The sequence below is a fragment of the Amycolatopsis sp. NPDC101161 genome, assembly GCF_044768185.1.
Taxonomy (GTDB): Bacteria; Actinomycetota; Actinomycetes; order Mycobacteriales; family Pseudonocardiaceae; genus Amycolatopsis.
This window is the reverse complement of record NZ_JBIWPI010000003.1, coordinates 489,937-506,507: the sequence shown is the minus strand read 5'-3', so window position 1 is coordinate 506,507 and position 16,571 is coordinate 489,937. Positions and strand designations below refer to the sequence as shown.

Sequence of the window (16,571 nt, the reverse complement as noted above, 5' to 3'; positions counted from 1 at the left end):
CATTCGTGGAAAGGATTTCGGTGGTGGAAGGTTTTCCCGCGCCGGATCAGGGCCTGGTTGTCACGCACTTCCTGACCGTGCGCGACGTCGAAGTGTCGCGCGAGTTCTACGCCAGGATCTTCGGCGGGCACGTCGTGCTGGCCGAGAACCCCGCCACCGTGCGCGTCGCCAACACGTGGATCATCATGAACCCCGGCGGCGGCCCCACACCGGACAAGCCGGACGTGATCCTGACCGCACCCGAGCCCGGTGACCCGGTGTCGGCGTTCCTCAACATCCGAGTGGCCGACATCGCGCAGTTCCACACTCGAGCCCGCGCGCAGGGCGCGGAGTTCCTGACCGAGCCGCAGGACCGCGGGGCCGAGGTGCGGTGCTACCTTCGCGACTCGGACGGCTACCTGATCGAGATCGGCCAGACGACCGGCCTGCTCACCAGGTGACCGCGTGCCGGCAGCCGTCAGGAACTCGGCGCGCGGCCGGTTCGGGCGTGTTCACCCACTCCTTACGAAAGAAGAACACGCCCGCGCCGACCGGCCGCCCAGCGGAATAGCGCGGGTGCGCCGCACGTCTGTACAGCTGCACGTCCAGGTGCGTTTCACCTGGTGCCCCAGCTTCGCGCCGAAAGGCGGGGAAGGGAGAGCTGTGCCTCAGCAGGCCGAGTACCACAAGAATCCGGAAGCCGTGTCGCGGCTGGATCCGGAGCAGTACCGCGTGACCCAGCAGGACGGCACGGAGCGCCCGTTCGCGAACGCGTACTGGGACAACCACGAGCCGGGCATCTACGTCGACGTCGTGTCCGGCGAGCCGCTGTTCGCTTCGGTCGACAAGTACGACAGCCGATCCGGGTGGCCGAGCTTCACCAAGCCGATCGTCAAGTCGAACGTCGTCGAGCGGGAAGACTTCAGCCACGGGATGATCCGGGCGGAGGTCCGCTCGCTGCACGGGGACAGCCACCTCGGCCACGTCTTCGACGACGGCCCGCTCGACAAGGGCGGAATGCGCTACTGCATCAACTCCGCGTCGTTGCGCTTCGTCCACTTCGACGACCTGGATGACGCGGGCTACGGCGACTACCGCACCCTGTTCACCAGCGACAAGTGAGGACACCGGCGCGCGAACTGCGGTTCGCGCGCCGGCCCGATCGAGGAGAGCCCCATGCCGGCCACGATCTCGGCCCCGGTGGAGATCGTCGCGCTGCTGGTCTCCCCCGTGCACGCCTTCGAAGGCCGTCCCGCGGACGGCCCGCGGCCCGACCCCGAACCCGTCGAGCACGACGAGGTCGCCGTGCGCGCCGGCCTCGGGCTCGTCGGCGACCGGTACTTCAACCAGCCCGCCCACCGCCGGGCCACCGTCACCCTCTTCGCCGCCGAGTCACTCGACGTTCTCGCGCGGGACCTCGGCCTCGCCGCCGTGCCGGACCCGCACCTGCCACGACGCAACATCGTCGTACACGGGTTTCCCGTCGACGAGCTGGCTGCGCCGCGTGGCGGGACCGGAGCCGTCTTCGGCCTCGACTCCGGCGCCGGCGAAGTCCGGTTCCAGGCCCATCGCCCGGCCCACCCGTGCGCCTGGATGGACGTGGTGCTGGCACCCGGCGCGTTCCGCGGGCTGCGCGGGCGCGGCGGCGTGCGCTGCACTCCTCTCGAGGACGGAATCCTGCGGGTCGGTCCCGCGACCCTCACCGTGGAGCACTCCCCCGCGGCCGCGGCCTCACCGAATCCGCGACCGCGTCGAGCGACTGCCCCATGACCTCCGAGTGCTGATCGCCGGGCACTTCGGCGTCTTCACCTCGGGCGCTCGAGGGCGGAGGCCACTGGGCGCCAGGCGTATCGTCGGAAGCGTGGAGAAGCGCGTCGCGACGGAGTTGATCGAGGGGGCCCGAGCCGAGACCGAGCGGCTGGTCACGGCCTTGGCGCGGCAACGCGACGACATCGTGGCGGCGTCGCAGTTCGACAGCGGCGACGACGAACACGACCCCGAAGGCGCGACCATCGCCTTCGAGCGCGCACAGGTCCAGGCCCTGCTGCGGCAGGCGCAGGACGACCTCGCGGCGCTCGGGAAGGCCGCCGACCGGGTCGAAGCCGGTGTCTACGACGTCTGCGAACGCTGCGGCGGCCCGATCGCGGAGGACCGCCTGCTCGCCCTGCCGGCCACGCGGATCTGCATCAGCTGCGCGAACCGCAGGTGACGACCCGAGGTCCGAATTGGACGCGATGGTCGCAGCCTGAACGCGACCGGCGCGGACCCGTTTCCCGTGCGAGCGCGGGGGAAGCCTGCCGAGCAGTCCTTGAACGCCATCGCCGGCCCGGCCGCGCGTGAGCCCGGTCCCTTGGTGACCTCGATGCGGTGCTTCGCGCGGACGCACGTGCAGCCACTCACGGAATACGGGGTCCTCAGAACGCGGCCCCATTCCACATGTCCGTTTCCTGTCGCTCGACCGTATTTTCCACGCATTGCCCGGAATGCGTATTCACCTCCCCTCCGCGGTCCGGATAAGCGATGAATGTCCGAGTCTCATGTTAAGTCGCCCTTAAGTATCAAAACTCTGCCACCACAGCGGTTTGGTTCGGAGTGCGCATGCGCCATAGTGCTCCGAACGCCACCGGAGGGTCTCCCGGAGAACTCCGGATTTCGCAGACAGGAGTGTGCATGGCTTCCTCGCGAACCGTCGTGGCCTCGGACGAAGGCAGCGGACAGCTGAAGCGAGCGGTCGGCTTCTACGGGTTGACGTTCATTTCCCTCGGCTCGATCATCGGCTCGGGCTGGCTACTGGGTGCGCTCAAGGCGGCCCAGGTCGCCGGCCCCGCGTCGATCGTCTCGTGGCTGCTCGCCGCGGCGATGCTCGCCGTGCTGGCGCTCATCCACGCCGAGCTCGGTGCGGCCTATCCGGTCGCCGGCGGCACGGCGCGGTTCCCGCTGTTCGCCTACGGCACGGTCACCGGGTTCGTCGCCGGCTGGTCCGCGTGGCTGCAGGCCGTGGCCATCGCGCCGATCGAGGTCGAAGCGAGCCTGGAATACCTGAACAACATCGCGTGGGTCAAGGACAACCTGAACCTCCTGCACGCCGACGACGGCACGCTCACCGCCAGCGGGTTCGGCTGGGCCAGCCTCCTGATGGTGGTCTTCACCCTGATCAACATCGTCGGCGTGAAGCTGATGTCGGAGACCAACTCCTACGCGGTGCTGTGGAAGACCGCGGTCCCGCTGGTCACCGTGTTCGTGCTGATCCCGACGAGCTTCCACGCCGGCAACTTCACGGCGGGCGGCGGTTTCGCGCCATACGGGGCACACGGGATCTTCGCGGCGTTGCCGGTCGGTGTCGTATTCGCCCTGCAGGGCTTCGAACAAGCCATCCAGCTCGGCGGTGAGGCACGGAACCCGAAACGTGACCTCTCCCGCGCGGTGCTGACCGCCATGGCGGTGGGCGCGCTGGTCTACATCTTGCTGGAAATCGCGTTCATCGGCAGCATCGACCCGCACAACCTGATCCAGGGCTGGGCCAACCCGATCGAAAAGGGCGACTTCGGCCCGTACGCGACGCTCGCCTTCGCCGCCGGCGCCGGCTGGCTCGCCTACGTCCTGTACGCCGACGCGTTCGTCTCCCCCGCCGGCACCGGCCTCGTCTACGTGGCGACGTCGGCCCGCCTGACCTACGCGCTCGGGCGCGACCGGCTGCTGCCCGGCATCCTCGGCAAGGTCAACGTTCGCGGCATCCCGCTCTGGTCGATCATCCTCGCCTTCGTCGTCGGCGAGTTCTCCTTCCTGCCCTTCCCGAGCTGGCAGGCGCTGGTCAACGTGGTGACCTCGGCGACAGCGGTGATGTACGCGTTCGCCCCGATTTCGCTGGCCGCGCTCCGCAAACGCGACCTCGGCCGCCCGCGCCCCTACCGCACGCCCTACGCGAAGGTCCTTGCCCCGATCGGGTTCGTCAGCGCCAACCTGATCATCTACTGGGGCGGCTACGACACGACGTGGAAGATCCTCGCCGCCGTCGCCGTGGGCCTCCTGATCTTCGCGATCAGCTACGCCACGGCCCCCGCCGAGAAACGGCGCCCGTTGGAGCTCAAGGCCGCGGTCTGGGTCATCCCCTGGCTCGTCGGTTCCGCGATCATCGGTTTCCTGGGGCGGTACGCGCAGAACGTGGCTCCGCGCAACATCCTCCCGGAATGGTGGGACCTCGTCGCGGTCGTCGTCTTCGCGCTGGCCATCTTCTACTGGGCGGTCAATTCGGCGCTGGCCCCGGAGAAGGTGCAGGCCACGGTCGCCGCCGAGGAAGCGGAACTCCTGACGGCGGAGATCGACGGCACCGCGCCCGCAGTCTAAGGGACAGCTGATCCACCGACTGCCTTTCCAATACTACGTTTTCCGCGAGGTGAGACGGATTTTCCGAGCGAGTGCGTATGCGGTCGGCAGGTCGTCATCGTCGGCGACGAACACGCGTCCGATGAGCAGGACGGCGTTGTGCGGCGCCGACACGTGTCCCATGCCGTCCGGGACGGTTCCCGCCCAGCGAGGTCCGCTGACGAGGTGGTCGCCGGAAGCCGTCCCTGTGGTGCGCGTGCCGACGTAGGCGAAGTTCGTGTTCGTGGCGGGGTCGGTGAACTGCACGCTGTAGTAGCGGTCTCCCATGTCCGGTACGTGCAGGACGAGCGGCCCCGCCGCGAGGTCGAGCGAGCCCGCGACGTAAAGGGTGTCGCGGTTCGTGCCCATGCTCATCAGTCGCGACCCACCTGGCGGCAAGGGTGCGAAGGGGTCTCGGAAGAGTGCCTGAGGCTGGGTGTAGAGCGTGTTGACCGGGATGGGGCCGGAGTCCACCCCCTTGACGAGGATCGCCCGCTTGTACGCGATGAGCAGGAGGCGCGGGTACAGGTAGGTCGCCGGCAGCGATACCGCGACGGCGACGACCCCGAGGATGATCAGGTGTTCATATCCCGCGGGCATGGCTCACCTCCACCGGCGGTACCGAGTAGGTGCGCTCGACGATCTCGCGGCCAGGCAGGTAGACCCGCAGCCAGAGGATGAAGCTGCCCGCGGGAGCGGGCAGCCAGTTCGGCTCGTGGCCGACCGGAGCCTGCCGTTGGATGTACACGTCCACCGAGCCGTCGGCATTCGGGACGAGGCCGGAGCGATCGCCGACGTGGTACCGATCGAGCGGGTTCGGCACGTAGCGGTTCCTCCCATCGCCCATGGTCAGCGACCAGAACGCGGTGGTGGGCGGAAGCCGTCCCGGCTCGAAGTGCATGACGTAGTCCCGGTGGCCGTCCAGCGTCCGGCCCGAGCCGTCCGAAGTGGTCCGCCAGTACATCGCCTCTTCGGGAACGGTGATCGGCCCCGGGAAGGCCCATGCCTGCGCCGCCCGGAAGAACATGCCGTTGCCGGGCCGGCCGCACCCGTACATCGTCGTCCACCCGTGCGAGGTCGTGGCCCGGATCCGCCCGATGATCAGGGCGGTGACGAGCGCGAGCCCGCAGCCGAGGAGAACGCCCTGGAGGACGTCGGCGGGCACGGTTCTCGTGGTCAAGTCCGTGAAGAAGACGAGCCGCACGACGAAGTACGCGCAGACCAGGCCGACGAGCGCGCCGAAGTAGGTGTAGATCCTGCTCATCGCGGACCGGCGGGCCGCCGGGAACCGATCGAGGACACTGCTTGGTCCGTGGGCATGCGCTCTCCCTTGCGTTGGGGGTGACGCGGTTCTTCTAGTTGAACTAGAATAACCCTGTGTTCGTCCTTGTCGACCCCTCCTCGGCCACGCCGGTTTTTGCCCAGATCGCGACTTCGATCACGACCCAGATCGCGACGGGGACCATCGCGACCGGGACGCGGCTGCCGGCGGCGAAGGACCTCGCCGGCTCACTCGCGGTCAACGTCCACACTGTGCTGCGCGCTTATCAGGAGCTGCGCGACGACGGCCAGATCGAGCTCCGCCGCGGTCGCGGCGCCGTCGTCGTCGGCGGCCCGACCGCCGATCGGGTCAGGGACGCCGTGGTGCGCGCCGCGGACGAGGCGAAAGCCGCCGATATCCCGATCGGCACCCTGCTCGCCCTGGTCCGGAAGGAGTACGAGTCATGACCGGTCGTGTCGTCGGCCACGCGGCCGCTCACCGGGCGGCGCTCATCGCGACGATCTGGGTCCCGCTCGCGATCGTCGTGGCGTCCGAGGCTGTGGTGATCGGTGTCGGTGCGGCAGGCAGTTCACAGCTGGTCGTGCGGTGGGGCGCCCAGGGAGATCGCTACGGACCTTGGTGGAGCTACGCGATCCTCACTGCCGCGATCGGGCTTCCCGTGATCGCACTGATCGGGTTCTTCATCGCCCGGTCGACACGGATGGCCGGGATGAACACCTGGATGCCCGCGATCGCGGTGGCGATCACGGTGTTCCACACCGTCGGCATGGGTGTCGGCCTGGTCGTGCTCAACCATTCGCCTCTCGCCCCGGCGTTGCCGCTCGGGGGCGGGGTCGTGCTGGCCATCGCCGCGGGCCTGCTCACCTGGTGGCTGCTCCCCCGTGAGGCCGCCGCGACCACCGGCGTGGAGGCATCGGACGGGCTGCCGGTCAGACGCGGAGAGGTCGCCGTCTGGATCGGCAGGGTCGACCTCGCGCCGTGGTTCCTGTCGCTCATCGCTGTGGTCGCCGCGGTTCTCATCGTGCTCGGCGTGCTGTTGTTCCTCACGGTGAGCCGGCAGTTCTGGCCGATCTTCTTCGCACCGGCCCTCATGCTCACGGCCCTGCTCACGACTGCGCAGTTCGTGGTGACGGCCGGGCCGGGCGGGTTCGTCGTGCGGTCGACGCTCGGATGGCCACGATTCAGCGTCCCTGCTTCCGACCTGGCGTCGGCGGGGACGGTCCCGGTCGATCCGATGGCGGACTTCGGCGGTTGGGGCATCCGCTGGGTGATCGGCCCGCGCGGCAAGGGAAGGTGGGGCATCGTCACGCGGCGCGGACCCGGCTTGGAGGTCGTCCGGCGCGACGGCCGCTCGATCGTCGTCACCGTCGATGACGCCGGGACCGCGGCGGCGGTCCTCGAAACCTACGCGAGGAAGCAGGCATGACCGGTTCGCCCGTCCTCCCCCACCGGGTCGTGCCGTTCACGATGGGTCGCGGTCGTGCTCGTGCAGCGGGAGGAGCATGGCCGCAGACGATATTGTTGAGGCTGCGGCGACCTAGCCGCCAAGGTGAGTCCTCGGCGATGTTGTTCACCGCCGAATAACAGCAGCGCTCACCGTGACCGGAGGGCACAGAGGCGCTCGGCGTACGCGCGGTCGTCGCGCACAGGCAGGTTGCCGTTCGGCGCACCAGGGGGCGGATGACTGGGGCCACCTTGGACGCCGCGGTCTCGACCACGCTGCCTGCTCCCTCGCCCTCGACGCCGCGTATCACCACCGTTCGCCGCTCCAACCGGGCGCCTGCCCCGGACACCGGGACATCTGATTAAAATTTCCGTAAAAGTGTTACGTGATGGCGTCTCAGGTGGTTCCCTCAGTTAGGAAGTATTCCTAACGAAGTCCGGTGTCCCCGCGATCGATGGAAGGCCCCAGCCATGACATCCCGTACGCGCTTCGCTGTCGCAGCCGCTGCGGCTCTGGCGCTCGTCACGCCATTCGCTCTCAAGTCCGCCGACGCCGCCACGATGAACACCGATGCCCAGGCCGCCCCGTCGGCCGACAAGACGTACACGGCCGCCCAGGTGCTGGCCGGCGTCAAGAAGAACAGCACGTCCGCGCACCAGGTCAACTCCAAGCCGCACATCAACACCATGACGCGGGCCAAGAACGTCAACGTCTACCAGGTGGCGACGGGCGTCTACGCCTACAGTTCCAGCCTGGCCGTCGACGACGACGGCAGCGACCCCGACCCCGATCCCGACCACCAGGGCCAGACGACCTTCCAGGACAGCAACGGCAAGCAGCTGGCCGCGCACCACGTGCCGTTCTACGTGCTGGGCGACGACTGCTACGACCGCAAGTCCCCCTGCCCGCACTTCTTCTACAAGGAACACAACATCAAGGGCCGTCAGTTCGCCCTGATGTTCTACAAGAGCAAGTGCATCGGCGCCATCTTCGGCGACACGCAGACCGGGAACAACCAGACCACTTCGGACAACGACTCCCGCGAACTGGGTGAGGCGTCGGTGAAGTCGGCCTCGCTGCTCGGCATCCCCAGCAGCGGCACCACCGGCGGCGTCGACAACGGCGTGACCGTGGTGATCTTCTCGGGCTCGTCCTGGGTCGTGAACGGCACCAACTCGAACCTGAACGCCAATGCCCAGGCCCTGGTCCAAAAGGCACTGGACAGCCTCGGCGCGAGCATGGGTATCTAGTCCCGGCAAGGCATCCACGCGACAGGCCGCCGGACGGTGTCACCGTCCGGCGGCCCTCAGCGGTCGAGTCAGCTCACCGTGGCCGTCAGTTCCACCGCGTACCGGGGGTCGACGCCCGTCGGCAAGCAAGGCTCGATGCACAGCACCTCGACCTCGCCGAACTCCAGGGTGATCCGCTGCCGCCCACCCGGCCGCTCGGACACGAAGTCGAACCCGATCGTCAGGTGCCGCGCGTTCGCCGCCTTCGTCGCCTTCAGCCGGTGACGGCGGCGCGCTGCCTGACCGTGCGGACCCGCTGGGAATTGAGTAGTTGCCCGGATGCCGAGCCACGCAGGCAGGCGCAAAGATTCCCGCCGTGGACAAGCCAGTAGCCGCGTCGCCCGAACAGATCCTTCCCGCGCGTGGGCCGGCGGGGCAGTGCGCCCGAGCCGCGGCTGTCGGCAGCGCACTCGGCCTGGCGATGACCGTGTTCACCCTCACCCTCCGCAACAAGGAACTGGAGGCGCTGGCCGAGTTGGCGGTCGCGGTGCTGGCAGCCTGGGCGCTGTCCTGGCCGCTACTGCGGATCGCACGGGTGCGACGGCCCCTGCTGACCGCCCTGCTGGCCCCCGTGGCGCTGGTGGCGCTGACGCGAGGGCTCGCCATGCTCGACCCCTACACCCCAGCCCTCGGCCAGTGGCTGCCGGCGGCCACCGTGTTCGCGGTAGCCGTGGTGACGGCCGGCGGCTATGCAGCGGCCGCGTTCGCCGTCGGTCCGGGCACCCGGCCCCATCGGCGGGTCATCGTGGCCGCGGGGGTGCTCGCGCTGATCCCGGCACAGCTGGTGGTGGCTCCGATGCAGCGGGCCGCCCGCGTGGCCGACGAGGCTGCCGGCAAAGCCGCCCAGCTGGCGACCTTCCCGCATCCGCTGTTCGCCCCGGACCTGCCCGGCTACACGATCACCGAGTACCACTTCGAGGACTCCGGGTCCTTGTTCGCCTTCTGGCTTCGGCCCACGTCGGCGCCCCCGCAGGCGGCCGATGCCTCGCCGAACATCGCAGTGTTCGAGACGCCTGCGCCCGCGCGGTTCAACCCCCCGGCCGACTGCGCGCTCCCCGACTCGGGCAACGACGGCAAAGCCGCCGTGCCGTGCACCGCAGCCGGACCTGACGTCTGGCGGGTCACCGCACCCTCCCACGGCTGGGTGTCGCGCTACCTCGCCCGCAAAGGCGACCGGGTCATCGAGATCGGCACCGGGTCACCGGCAATCCCGGAAAGCGACCTGGCCAGGGCGGCGACCACCCTGCGCCGGCAGCCACCAAGCTACTTCCCGGGCTGACCCCAGTCCCCGCCGAGGCCGCGGCGACCAGGCTGACCAAGCAGGCCGCACCGGACACCGAAGAGGGCCCGGTGTCGCCGCCATGCCAACCTGCTCATGCCCCCCCCGGAGCGACTTCCCGGCCCCCGCCGTCGAAACCCGCGGCGGACGGACCGTTGCGCCGGCGTGACCGGGCCGTCGGGGTGGTTCCGCCGGGGTCACCGGCCGTGCTGGGACGCTGCGGCGTGCGTGCCGAGGTCGTCGAGGGTGAGCTGGTGGCGAGGTGGGTGCTCGAGCACTGTCCGGCGGGTGACGACCTGGTCGGCGCCGACGTGCAGCAGCTGCCCGGGCTCCAGGTTCTGCCAGCCGGGGTCCTCGTCCATCCGTTCGCTGGCCACGACGACGGCGCGGTGGTGGGCCAGCGCGCCGGACCGGGCCCGGATGCGGCCTGCCGTGCTGGCGTGCTCGAGGTGGCGGTCGCCGTGCGGGCCGCCGGGCGCGCGCCGCAGCACGAACAGGTCGTGGGTGTCGGGGTAGCGCAGCGCCCACAGCTCGGTGGCGGTGGTCAGGATCAGGTTCAGCGCGTAGATCGGCAGGTGCTCCGCGGCCCACCGGGCGGCGGCCGCGATTCCCGCGCCGACGTCGCCCCCGCGCGCGTCCGTCTCCTTGGTGACCAAGGCGAAGAACCGCTCCGAGTCGGTGTCGCCTTCGACGAGGTCCCGCTGGTCGCCGAGCCGTTCCTCCAGGCCCGGCAGGTCGCCGATCACGCCGTTGTGCGCGAAGAGGCGGCCGCGCTGCACGAAGGGGTGGGTGTTGCGGGGTTCCAGGCCGCCGGTGGAGGCGTAGCGGATGTGCGCGAGGAACGTCGCCGACTCGCATTGTTTGGCTTCATAGGCGAACTTCTCATCCGCGTAAGCAGCCAGCGGCTGCTTCCACACGTGCGGCCGGCCCTGGGAGTCGAAGACGCCCAGGCCGGTCCCGTCCGGCTCCCGTCGGCTCTGCGCGGCGAGGCTGTCGGGGGCTTCGAGCAGCCAGAACGTCGCGTGTACCCGTTGTGGCGCGGCGGACAAACCGAACAGACGACACATCTCGAACCCTTCTCCCGGCGGCTGTCCACACGAGTACCCGGACAGCGCGGGCGTCAGTAGTCGATGTGCGCGACGAGCAGGTTCGGGTCGATGTGACTGAGGACCGCCCCGTCGCACACGTACACGGTGCCGTTCGACACCTTGACCGCGGTCGGGCCGGAAAGGCCGTCGGCGGCGGTCAGCAGCGTGCGGACCCGGCCGTCCGGGTGGACGAGGACGATCTGGTCGGCGAGGGGCAGCGCCACCAGAACGAGGTCGGTGCCGGGCACGAAGGTGAAGCTGTCGACGGCACCCAGCCCGCTTGCGACCGTCTGCACGGCTCCCGCGCTGCCGTCGGGCCGCATCGGGATCCTCAGGATCGTGCCGTGGTCGGTGTTGCCGACCCACACGGCGCCACCGTGCAGGCTGATGCCGTTGGCGCCCAGGAACGAGGTCCTCGCCAGCGCCGGATCGGTGGCCCAGGCCACGGGCGTTCCGCCGCCGATCGGGACGCGCCACACGGTCGCCAGCGTGGAGTCGGCGATGTACAGCTGCCCGCGGAGCTGATCGAGGACCATGCCGTTCGGGAACCCGCTCGGCGGCAGCGCGGCGAGCTGGACGGGCGCCTGGCCGCGGCTGATCCGCCAGACGCCGGTGTTCGCGTCACCGGTGCAGTCGAGCACGTAGAGCGCGCCGTCCGACGAGCGCGCGAGCCCCATGCTGCTGGGGGCGCCGGCCACCGGGCAGTTGCCCGTCCGCGGGAGCCGACCGAGCACCTGGACCTGTCCGCCGAGCGTCACCCGGGCCACCTGGCCGGCGGCCGAGAACGAGATGTCCGCCGAGCCGTCCGGTTCGACCTCGACGGCCTCCGGCGTCTGCCCGGCGCTCTCGTCGAGGTGCACTACGACGTGGGGGTCGGACACCGTCACATCGCAGGTGGTGGCGGCGGTCGTGCTGATGACGACGCCGGCCATCGCCGCGACGACGGCCATCGTGTGGAGTCGCATGATCCGAGTCCCTCCTCGTGCCTCTGGTCATTCACCTTCTGGACGAACGGAGAGAGCCGAGAAGGACAGCCGGATCGGCGGCATAACTCCTGCCATAACATCGGCACCAACCGACCTTCGTCGGTTGTCGGAAATTTCCCACCGCCGCACAGTATCGGACACGGTTTCCCCGAAGAAACGAGTCCCCTTTCGGCGTGAAGGAGAATTCCATGGCCATCGCACTCGACAAGAAATTGATGGGAATGGCGCTGACGTGCGGCGTCGTCGCCACGACGGTCACGCTGGCGTTGAGCCCGGCCGCCGGTGCGGCGACGGTGAACGGTCACGGCGCTCCCGTGCCGAACGGCCTGACGCTGACCCACCCGCTCGCCGACAACAGCCATTTCAAGCTGGGCGCGATGAGCGCGCGGGCCGCCAAGGCCGCGGTCAGCCTGAACTACAGCCAGCAGGTCCAGCAGAACGACGAATGGTGCTGGGCCGCGGACGGCGCGAGCATCGAGCAGTTCCACGGCGCGGCGACGTCGCAGGACGCCTTCTGCGCGGCCGGGAAAGGGGCCACCCCCGGGTACTGCCCGAACGAGGCGGCGCAGATCGACGAAATCGTCAACGGGTTCCACGGCACCGGTTTCTCCGCCGACAGCGCCGGCGGCGCGGTGTCCTACTCGACGATCACCCAGCAGATCGACGCCGGCAACCCGGCGCTGACCGGGATTTACTGGACCTCCGGCGGCGGCCACGCCGAGGTGATCTACGGCTACGACGCGGCCAACCAGTCGATGGACGTCGGCGACCCGTGGCCCACCTACCAGCGCTACCGCACCCAGTCCTACGACAGCTACCTGCAGAACAGCGACTTCACGTGGGGCGACACGGTCGTCGACATCGCCGGCGGACGGTGAGGTAGCCGTGGCCAGGTCTGCGTGGTCTGTGGTGGCGGCGGCCGTGCTGGCACTGGGCGTGCCCGGTCCGGCGGCGGCCGCGGCACCGGCGTGGGAACCGACGACGGCGAGCCAGCTCTCGGCGGCCGTCGTAGCGGCCCACACCCCGCGAGCGCTCGGCTACGCGCGGACGAACCTGCGCAGACCTGGTCAGCCGGAACCCGCCGGGATCACCGTTGCGGACACGGGAATCCCGGCCTACACCCTCGCCCCGGCTTTCGTCCGCGACGGGACCGGCCCGGCGGCGGTCCTGCGCTACGTCGCGGTCGTGGCGCGGACCCCGGACGGGCGCACCAGCACGATCGAGGCCGCCCCGTCGACGGCGGGCCGGCCGGATTCCGGCTGGCGCGTCGACAGCGTCCTCTCCGGCGACGACGAGACCCGGCTGGCCCGGCAGCTGCACCCGGGAACGGTGCTGCTGAACGAACCCCAGATCAACGGCTGGTACGAACTCGGCGCGACCGGCGTCCGCCTGCTGCGCGCCAGCCTGCCCCAAAGCGCGCTGGGAGCGTTAGTCTCCCTGGCCGACTACCAGCACCAGGTCCACGACCGCTACGCGGACAAGCAGGTGGCAGCTCACCCGGCGGCTGCTCCGGCCGCGGGGTCGACGCTCGCCCGCTGGTGGCCGGCGGGTGCCGCGGCCGTCATGGTGGTGGCCGCGGCCGCGGCGATGATCGCCCGACGCCGCCACCGTGGCCGGAATTCCCTCGGCTGAACCCTCGAAGCAGCCTGACATCCGGCACGTGCACCCCGGATCGCCCAGGAGTCCGACGCTCGCGGCTCCACGCCGGTGGAGTACCACGTGGACGTCCACTTGCGACTGTTCGGGGTGGGCGTGCGGCGTCGCCGCGACCGCCTCCTCAAGCGCGGCGACGTCCTTGAGGACCCGAGGTCGACGACCCGTGGATCCAGCACGCCGACCGCCTGCCCGCCGCGCGAGTCGGACGCTGCCGACCGCGAGGTCGTGGTCGACTTCGGTCGGTTCCTCAGCCGCCGGCGTGCACTATCTGATCAGCTCGTCCGACTGTGCGCGCGGCCCTGCGGTCACCACTTGATGCTCGCTCGGTCTCCGGCGCGGGGAAAGCGCAGGCTGACCGCACGCGAGTTGAGCAGCCGGCTCACGTGGTCGCAGGCGGCGTAGAAGCCTCCGCCGAATCCGCTGCCGGGAATCGCAGACCGGCGCACGGCCGTGCTCAAAGTCGTCAGTTCGCTCCGGAGGAACGAACTGACCGATCGGTTCGTCACCACAAGATCACCGGGCGCCCGGAGTGCGCCGGCCAAGTCCGCGATCTCGGTCTGGACCCCACTGATGTGCGCCTGGGCGACGCTGAGGGACTTCTGGGCCACCGAGGTGATCACCGATGCCAACCGTACGGCCGCGTTGGCGCTGTCCGTCGGCCGACCACCGCGCAGCCAGCTTGACAGCAATTCGGTGACGCCCGCTGCGGCTGTTTCAGCATCGGGCAGTTCAATATCGTGGTCATAGGTCCGCAACAGATAGTCCGGGACGCGAGCAGGGGGTAGCGAAGGAGGTCCGAGACGCTCGAACAGGTGATGCTTACGTGCCGCAAGCAGTCCCGCGGCGTATCCTTGGCCGAATTCGCTACGGCCCAGCCGGGGCAGGTTCATGATCTGCACGTCGACAGAATGCAGGGCGACCTGGCCGGTGAACCTCCGAAGCTGATCAGCCACCGACAGCGCTTCCTCGTACACGGTGACCAGGCGCTGGGCTTCGACCCACTCAGGCTGATTGTCGAGAATCGCTTTGGCCAGCATCCGGTAGTGGGACTGCTGCGAGGCTTGGATATACGAATCTTCTGATAGCGCTTCGGTGAGCCGATTCAGCCACATCATCTCTCCTCAGGCGGTGTCCACGTCGGACCGAGGTCGCAGGGCGGGTGGTAAGTCCCGATCGGCCGTTTCGCCGGGCTGGTCGCGCAGCGTGGCGCGGCCTCATCCCGGGAACAGCGGCTGATCGGAAAACTCGATCCATTCGAGGTCCATCGGCACCAGCGTCGTCGAAAGCACCAGCTCGCGCAGCAGGTTCACGGTCAGGGTCAGCCCTACCGGCTCCCCCACCTCCTCACGTCGCAGCCCGTGCACCCCGGCGTTGGAAAGCCGTTGCCGCACCCGGGAAACGAGGTGCTCGACGCGCTTGGCCGTCCAGTTCTCGCGAGGCCGTCGTTCGGCGAGCTCGGCGGCCGCCTGCTGGCGGGACAGCGGCAGCGGGTGGGGGTCGTAGCCGAGGTAACGCTGCCCGAGCACGGCCAGCACGAGGTGCTCTTCCGTGGACAGCCGCCAGCGTTTCGGCGGTGCCGTCGGATGCGTGGGGCGGCGCGTGGCGGCGCCGGGCTCGCCGTCGGAGACGAGCAGCTCCAGCACGTGCTCGCGGGTGCCGCGCAGGAACAGCGCGGTGTAGCCGTCGGCCAGCGGCAGCGGTTCGCTGTCGCGGTGCAGCAGGACGTTGTCGGACAGCCGGATCGGCGAGCGGCCGGTGTTGCTGAGCCACCAGCGGTCCCGCTCACGCACGAGCAGCCCGTGGACCCGGCTGATCCGCACGTCCTCCTCGCCGACGCAGACGTCGACCTCCAGCCGGTTGCGCCCGAAGCTCACCCGGCTCCCGGCCGACGGCGGCACCGCGACGCCGCCGCTGACGGTGAGGGCGCTCAACATGCCCGGCACCGTGCCGGCGACGCCGTGCCGCAGACTGCGCTGGTGGTGTGGGTCGAGCCGTCCGGTGGTCACGGCCACCTCCGTTCGTAAGCACCGATGTCGAAACCCGCGCCTGCGGGCCGGGCGACACCGTCGAGATCGAACGCGGGCGCGCGCTCGGGACTGCCGGCGTCGACCGCGGCCGACCCCTTCGCGAGGTGGTAGTCACCGCCGGCGGGGTCGGCGAATCCTGGGTTCCCGGCGAAGTTGTGGTCGGCCGCGAACGGCCCGGTGTCGACCGGGCCGTCACCGAACACGTTGTTCCGCAACGTGTTCCTTCCGGTGAACCGGTCGGCGTCGATCAGCAGGGAGCTGCGGGCGTTGCCGGCGAAGGTGTTGTTGACGATCGTCAGGTCCCGCATGGTCCCGGTCGACTCGGCCCAGAGGCTCAGCCCGGCCTGCGCGTTGCCGGTGGACAGGTTGTCGAACACCCGGACCTTCGACAGCAGGCGGCTTTCCGAGTAGTCCTCGACGGCGAGCCCGATCCCGGCCTTGGTGGCCTCGCGGGTTCCGCCGACCACGTTGGCGTAGACGTCCACAATGGACGCGGAGTCGACGTAGACGTCCGGGCCGCGGTTGCCGATGACGACGTTGTGGTGGATCTTCACCCGTGCCTCGTCGTCGTACTTGACGTCGATGCCTTCCTCGCCGTTGTCGTGCACGCGGCAGCCGGACACCTCGACGTCCGACGAGCCGGAGGCGATGCTGAGCGCTTCGTGGTCGGCCGCGGTGCCGCGGGCGTTGGTGCCGCGGATGTCGCAGTTCGCCACGCGTACCCGCCGGGTGCCGACCAGCACGAGGCCGCCGTCGCGGGAGCCGTCGATGCCGAACCGGTCGAACACGAGGTCGTGCGCGCCTTCGGCGTAGACGCCGAAGCCGGTCGAACCGGAAACGGTCACGTCGGTGAACTCCAGCCAGCTGTGCCCGCCGACGGTCAGGCCGCCGGCGCCCGTCAGCACCGCGGTACCACCGAGGCCGGTGAACCGGATCGGGTGGCCGGGGGAGCCGTCGCGGTGGACGGTCAGCCCGCCTGGATAGCTGCCTGCCTCGATCGCGACGGTGTCCCCCGGCCGGGCCGCGTCGGCCGCCGCCTGGACGCTGGGGTACGTCCCCTGCGGCCCGACATGCCGGGTGCGCGGCCCCGGTCCGGCGGCCCCCTCGACCGTCGGACCGGCAGTGGCCGCAATCAAGAGCGCGACACCGGCCAGCACCCGAATCGTCACTTCTCGTCCC

At 69.8% G+C, this 16,571-nt stretch carries 19 protein-coding genes; 11 read left to right on the top strand and 8 right to left on the bottom strand.

Annotated features, from left to right (window positions below):
• Nucleotides 1-5 precede the first annotated feature (5 nt).
• From ACIRSS_RS24155 to ACIRSS_RS24135, 5 genes are all read left to right on the top strand, one after another.
• On the top strand, nucleotides 6-440 hold the full coding sequence (locus ACIRSS_RS24155) for a VOC family protein (protein ID WP_400898516.1): 435 nt from the start codon (nucleotides 6-8) through the stop codon (nucleotides 438-440).
• A 202-nt stretch (nucleotides 441-642) separates the two neighbouring features.
• A complete protein-coding gene (msrB, locus tag ACIRSS_RS24150; protein ID WP_400898514.1) occupies nucleotides 643-1,101 on the top strand; it encodes a peptide-methionine (R)-S-oxide reductase MsrB in 459 nt (152 codons plus the stop codon).
• A gap of 54 nt (nucleotides 1,102-1,155) precedes the next feature.
• Nucleotides 1,156-1,749, top strand: coding sequence for an MOSC domain-containing protein (locus ACIRSS_RS24145; RefSeq protein WP_400898512.1), 594 nt, complete (start codon nucleotides 1,156-1,158; stop codon nucleotides 1,747-1,749).
• Between the two features lie 91 nt (nucleotides 1,750-1,840).
• Nucleotides 1,841-2,188: a TraR/DksA family transcriptional regulator gene (locus ACIRSS_RS24140; protein ID WP_400898510.1), complete on the top strand. Its 348-nt coding sequence runs from the start codon at nucleotides 1,841-1,843 to the stop codon at nucleotides 2,186-2,188.
• 461 nt (nucleotides 2,189-2,649) lie between these two features.
• A complete protein-coding gene (locus ACIRSS_RS24135; protein WP_400898508.1) occupies nucleotides 2,650-4,323 on the top strand; it encodes an APC family permease in 1,674 nt (557 codons plus the stop codon).
• A gap of 33 nt (nucleotides 4,324-4,356) precedes the next feature.
• Here the strand turns inward: ACIRSS_RS24135 and ACIRSS_RS24130 are convergent, their stop codons facing one another.
• Together ACIRSS_RS24130 and ACIRSS_RS24125 are read right to left on the bottom strand one after the other, a co-directional pair.
• On the bottom strand, nucleotides 4,357-4,941 hold the full coding sequence (locus ACIRSS_RS24130) for a DUF1254 domain-containing protein (RefSeq protein ID WP_400898506.1): 585 nt from the start codon (nucleotides 4,939-4,941) through the stop codon (nucleotides 4,357-4,359).
• Entirely contained in the window at nucleotides 4,925-5,605 is a 681-nt protein-coding gene (locus ACIRSS_RS24125; RefSeq protein WP_400898504.1) for a DUF1214 domain-containing protein, read from the bottom strand. Before ACIRSS_RS24125 ends, ACIRSS_RS24130 begins: the two co-directional genes overlap by 17 nt.
• A 113-nt stretch (nucleotides 5,606-5,718) precedes the next feature.
• On the opposite strand from ACIRSS_RS24125, the gene ACIRSS_RS24120 reads away from it, so the two are divergent.
• The 3 genes from ACIRSS_RS24120 (at nucleotide 5,719) to ACIRSS_RS24110 (ending at nucleotide 8,317) form a co-directional block, all read left to right on the top strand.
• The gene (locus ACIRSS_RS24120; protein ID WP_400898502.1) at nucleotides 5,719-6,069 is read left to right on the top strand and encodes a GntR family transcriptional regulator; all 351 of its coding nucleotides are present in this window, start codon (nucleotides 5,719-5,721) and stop codon (nucleotides 6,067-6,069) included.
• Complete coding sequence (locus ACIRSS_RS24115; RefSeq protein ID WP_400898500.1) at nucleotides 6,066-7,049, top strand: hypothetical protein; 984 nt, start codon at nucleotides 6,066-6,068, stop codon at nucleotides 7,047-7,049. The genes ACIRSS_RS24120 and ACIRSS_RS24115 overlap by 4 nt, the downstream gene beginning before the upstream one ends.
• Before the next feature lie 578 nt (nucleotides 7,050-7,627).
• A complete protein-coding gene (locus tag ACIRSS_RS24110; protein WP_400898498.1) occupies nucleotides 7,628-8,317 on the top strand; it encodes a glycoside hydrolase family 75 protein in 690 nt (229 codons plus the stop codon).
• Nucleotides 8,318-8,385: 68 nt separating this feature from the next.
• Here ACIRSS_RS24110 and ACIRSS_RS24105 read toward each other — a convergent pair whose 3' ends face one another.
• Complete coding sequence (locus ACIRSS_RS24105) at nucleotides 8,386-8,520, bottom strand: hypothetical protein (RefSeq protein WP_400898496.1); 135 nt, start codon at nucleotides 8,518-8,520, stop codon at nucleotides 8,386-8,388.
• A 257-nt stretch (nucleotides 8,521-8,777) separates the two neighbouring features.
• On the opposite strand from ACIRSS_RS24105, the gene ACIRSS_RS24100 reads away from it, so the two are divergent.
• Nucleotides 8,778-9,635: a hypothetical protein gene (locus ACIRSS_RS24100; RefSeq protein WP_400898494.1), complete on the top strand. Its 858-nt coding sequence runs from the start codon at nucleotides 8,778-8,780 to the stop codon at nucleotides 9,633-9,635.
• Between the two features lie 197 nt (nucleotides 9,636-9,832).
• On the opposite strand, the gene ACIRSS_RS24095 is transcribed toward ACIRSS_RS24100, so the two are convergent.
• Complete coding sequence (locus ACIRSS_RS24095; RefSeq protein ID WP_400898492.1) at nucleotides 9,833-10,702, bottom strand: class II glutamine amidotransferase; 870 nt, start codon at nucleotides 10,700-10,702, stop codon at nucleotides 9,833-9,835.
• Nucleotides 10,703-10,755: 53 nt separating this feature from the next.
• Nucleotides 10,756-11,688, bottom strand: coding sequence for a hypothetical protein (locus ACIRSS_RS24090; RefSeq protein ID WP_400898490.1), 933 nt, complete (start codon nucleotides 11,686-11,688; stop codon nucleotides 10,756-10,758).
• Between the two features lie 209 nt (nucleotides 11,689-11,897).
• On the opposite strand from ACIRSS_RS24090, the gene ACIRSS_RS24085 reads away from it, so the two are divergent.
• A complete protein-coding gene (locus tag ACIRSS_RS24085; RefSeq protein WP_400898488.1) occupies nucleotides 11,898-12,587 on the top strand; it encodes a papain-like cysteine protease family protein in 690 nt (229 codons plus the stop codon).
• Between the two features lie 7 nt (nucleotides 12,588-12,594).
• Nucleotides 12,595-13,341, top strand: a complete 747-nt coding sequence (locus ACIRSS_RS24080) for a hypothetical protein (RefSeq protein WP_400898486.1) — start codon at nucleotides 12,595-12,597, stop codon at nucleotides 13,339-13,341.
• Nucleotides 13,342-13,670: 329 nt separating this feature from the next.
• Here ACIRSS_RS24080 and ACIRSS_RS24075 read toward each other — a convergent pair whose 3' ends face one another.
• From ACIRSS_RS24075 to ACIRSS_RS24065, 3 genes are all read right to left on the bottom strand, one after another.
• Complete coding sequence (locus tag ACIRSS_RS24075) at nucleotides 13,671-14,477, bottom strand: hypothetical protein (protein ID WP_400898484.1); 807 nt, start codon at nucleotides 14,475-14,477, stop codon at nucleotides 13,671-13,673.
• A 102-nt stretch (nucleotides 14,478-14,579) separates the two neighbouring features.
• Nucleotides 14,580-15,371 (bottom strand): FHA domain-containing protein, encoded by a 792-nt coding sequence (locus ACIRSS_RS24070; protein ID WP_400898482.1) that lies wholly within the window; start codon nucleotides 15,369-15,371, stop codon nucleotides 14,580-14,582.
• Nucleotides 15,368-16,561, bottom strand: a complete 1,194-nt coding sequence (locus ACIRSS_RS24065; RefSeq protein WP_400898480.1) for a right-handed parallel beta-helix repeat-containing protein — start codon at nucleotides 16,559-16,561, stop codon at nucleotides 15,368-15,370. Before ACIRSS_RS24065 ends, ACIRSS_RS24070 begins: the two co-directional genes overlap by 4 nt.
• Between the last annotated feature and the right edge of the window lie 10 nt (nucleotides 16,562-16,571).

Bases quoted from the DNA above. Each gene is read 5' to 3' on its own strand.
- ACIRSS_RS24115 (WP_400898500.1), top strand. From the start codon at position 6,066: ATGACCGGTCGTGTCGTCGGCCACGCGGCCGCTCACCGGGCGGCGCTC.
- ACIRSS_RS24145 (WP_400898512.1), top strand. From the start codon at position 1,156: ATGCCGGCCACGATCTCGGCCCCGGTGGAGATCGTCGCGCTGCTGGTC.
- ACIRSS_RS24125 (WP_400898504.1), bottom strand. From the start codon at position 5,605: ATGAGCAGGATCTACACCTACTTCGGCGCGCTCGTCGGCCTGGTCTGC.
- ACIRSS_RS24090 (WP_400898490.1), bottom strand. From the start codon at position 11,688: ATGCGACTCCACACGATGGCCGTCGTCGCGGCGATGGCCGGCGTCGTC.
- ACIRSS_RS24130 (WP_400898506.1), bottom strand. From the start codon at position 4,941: ATGCCCGCGGGATATGAACACCTGATCATCCTCGGGGTCGTCGCCGTC.
- ACIRSS_RS24095 (WP_400898492.1), bottom strand. From the start codon at position 10,702: ATGTGTCGTCTGTTCGGTTTGTCCGCCGCGCCACAACGGGTACACGCG.
- ACIRSS_RS24135 (WP_400898508.1), top strand. From the start codon at position 2,650: ATGGCTTCCTCGCGAACCGTCGTGGCCTCGGACGAAGGCAGCGGACAG.
- ACIRSS_RS24085 (WP_400898488.1), top strand. From the start codon at position 11,898: ATGGCCATCGCACTCGACAAGAAATTGATGGGAATGGCGCTGACGTGC.
- ACIRSS_RS24075 (WP_400898484.1), bottom strand. From the start codon at position 14,477: ATGTGGCTGAATCGGCTCACCGAAGCGCTATCAGAAGATTCGTATATC.
- ACIRSS_RS24110 (WP_400898498.1), top strand. From the start codon at position 7,628: ATGAACACCGATGCCCAGGCCGCCCCGTCGGCCGACAAGACGTACACG.
- ACIRSS_RS24100 (WP_400898494.1), top strand. From the start codon at position 8,778: ATGACCGTGTTCACCCTCACCCTCCGCAACAAGGAACTGGAGGCGCTG.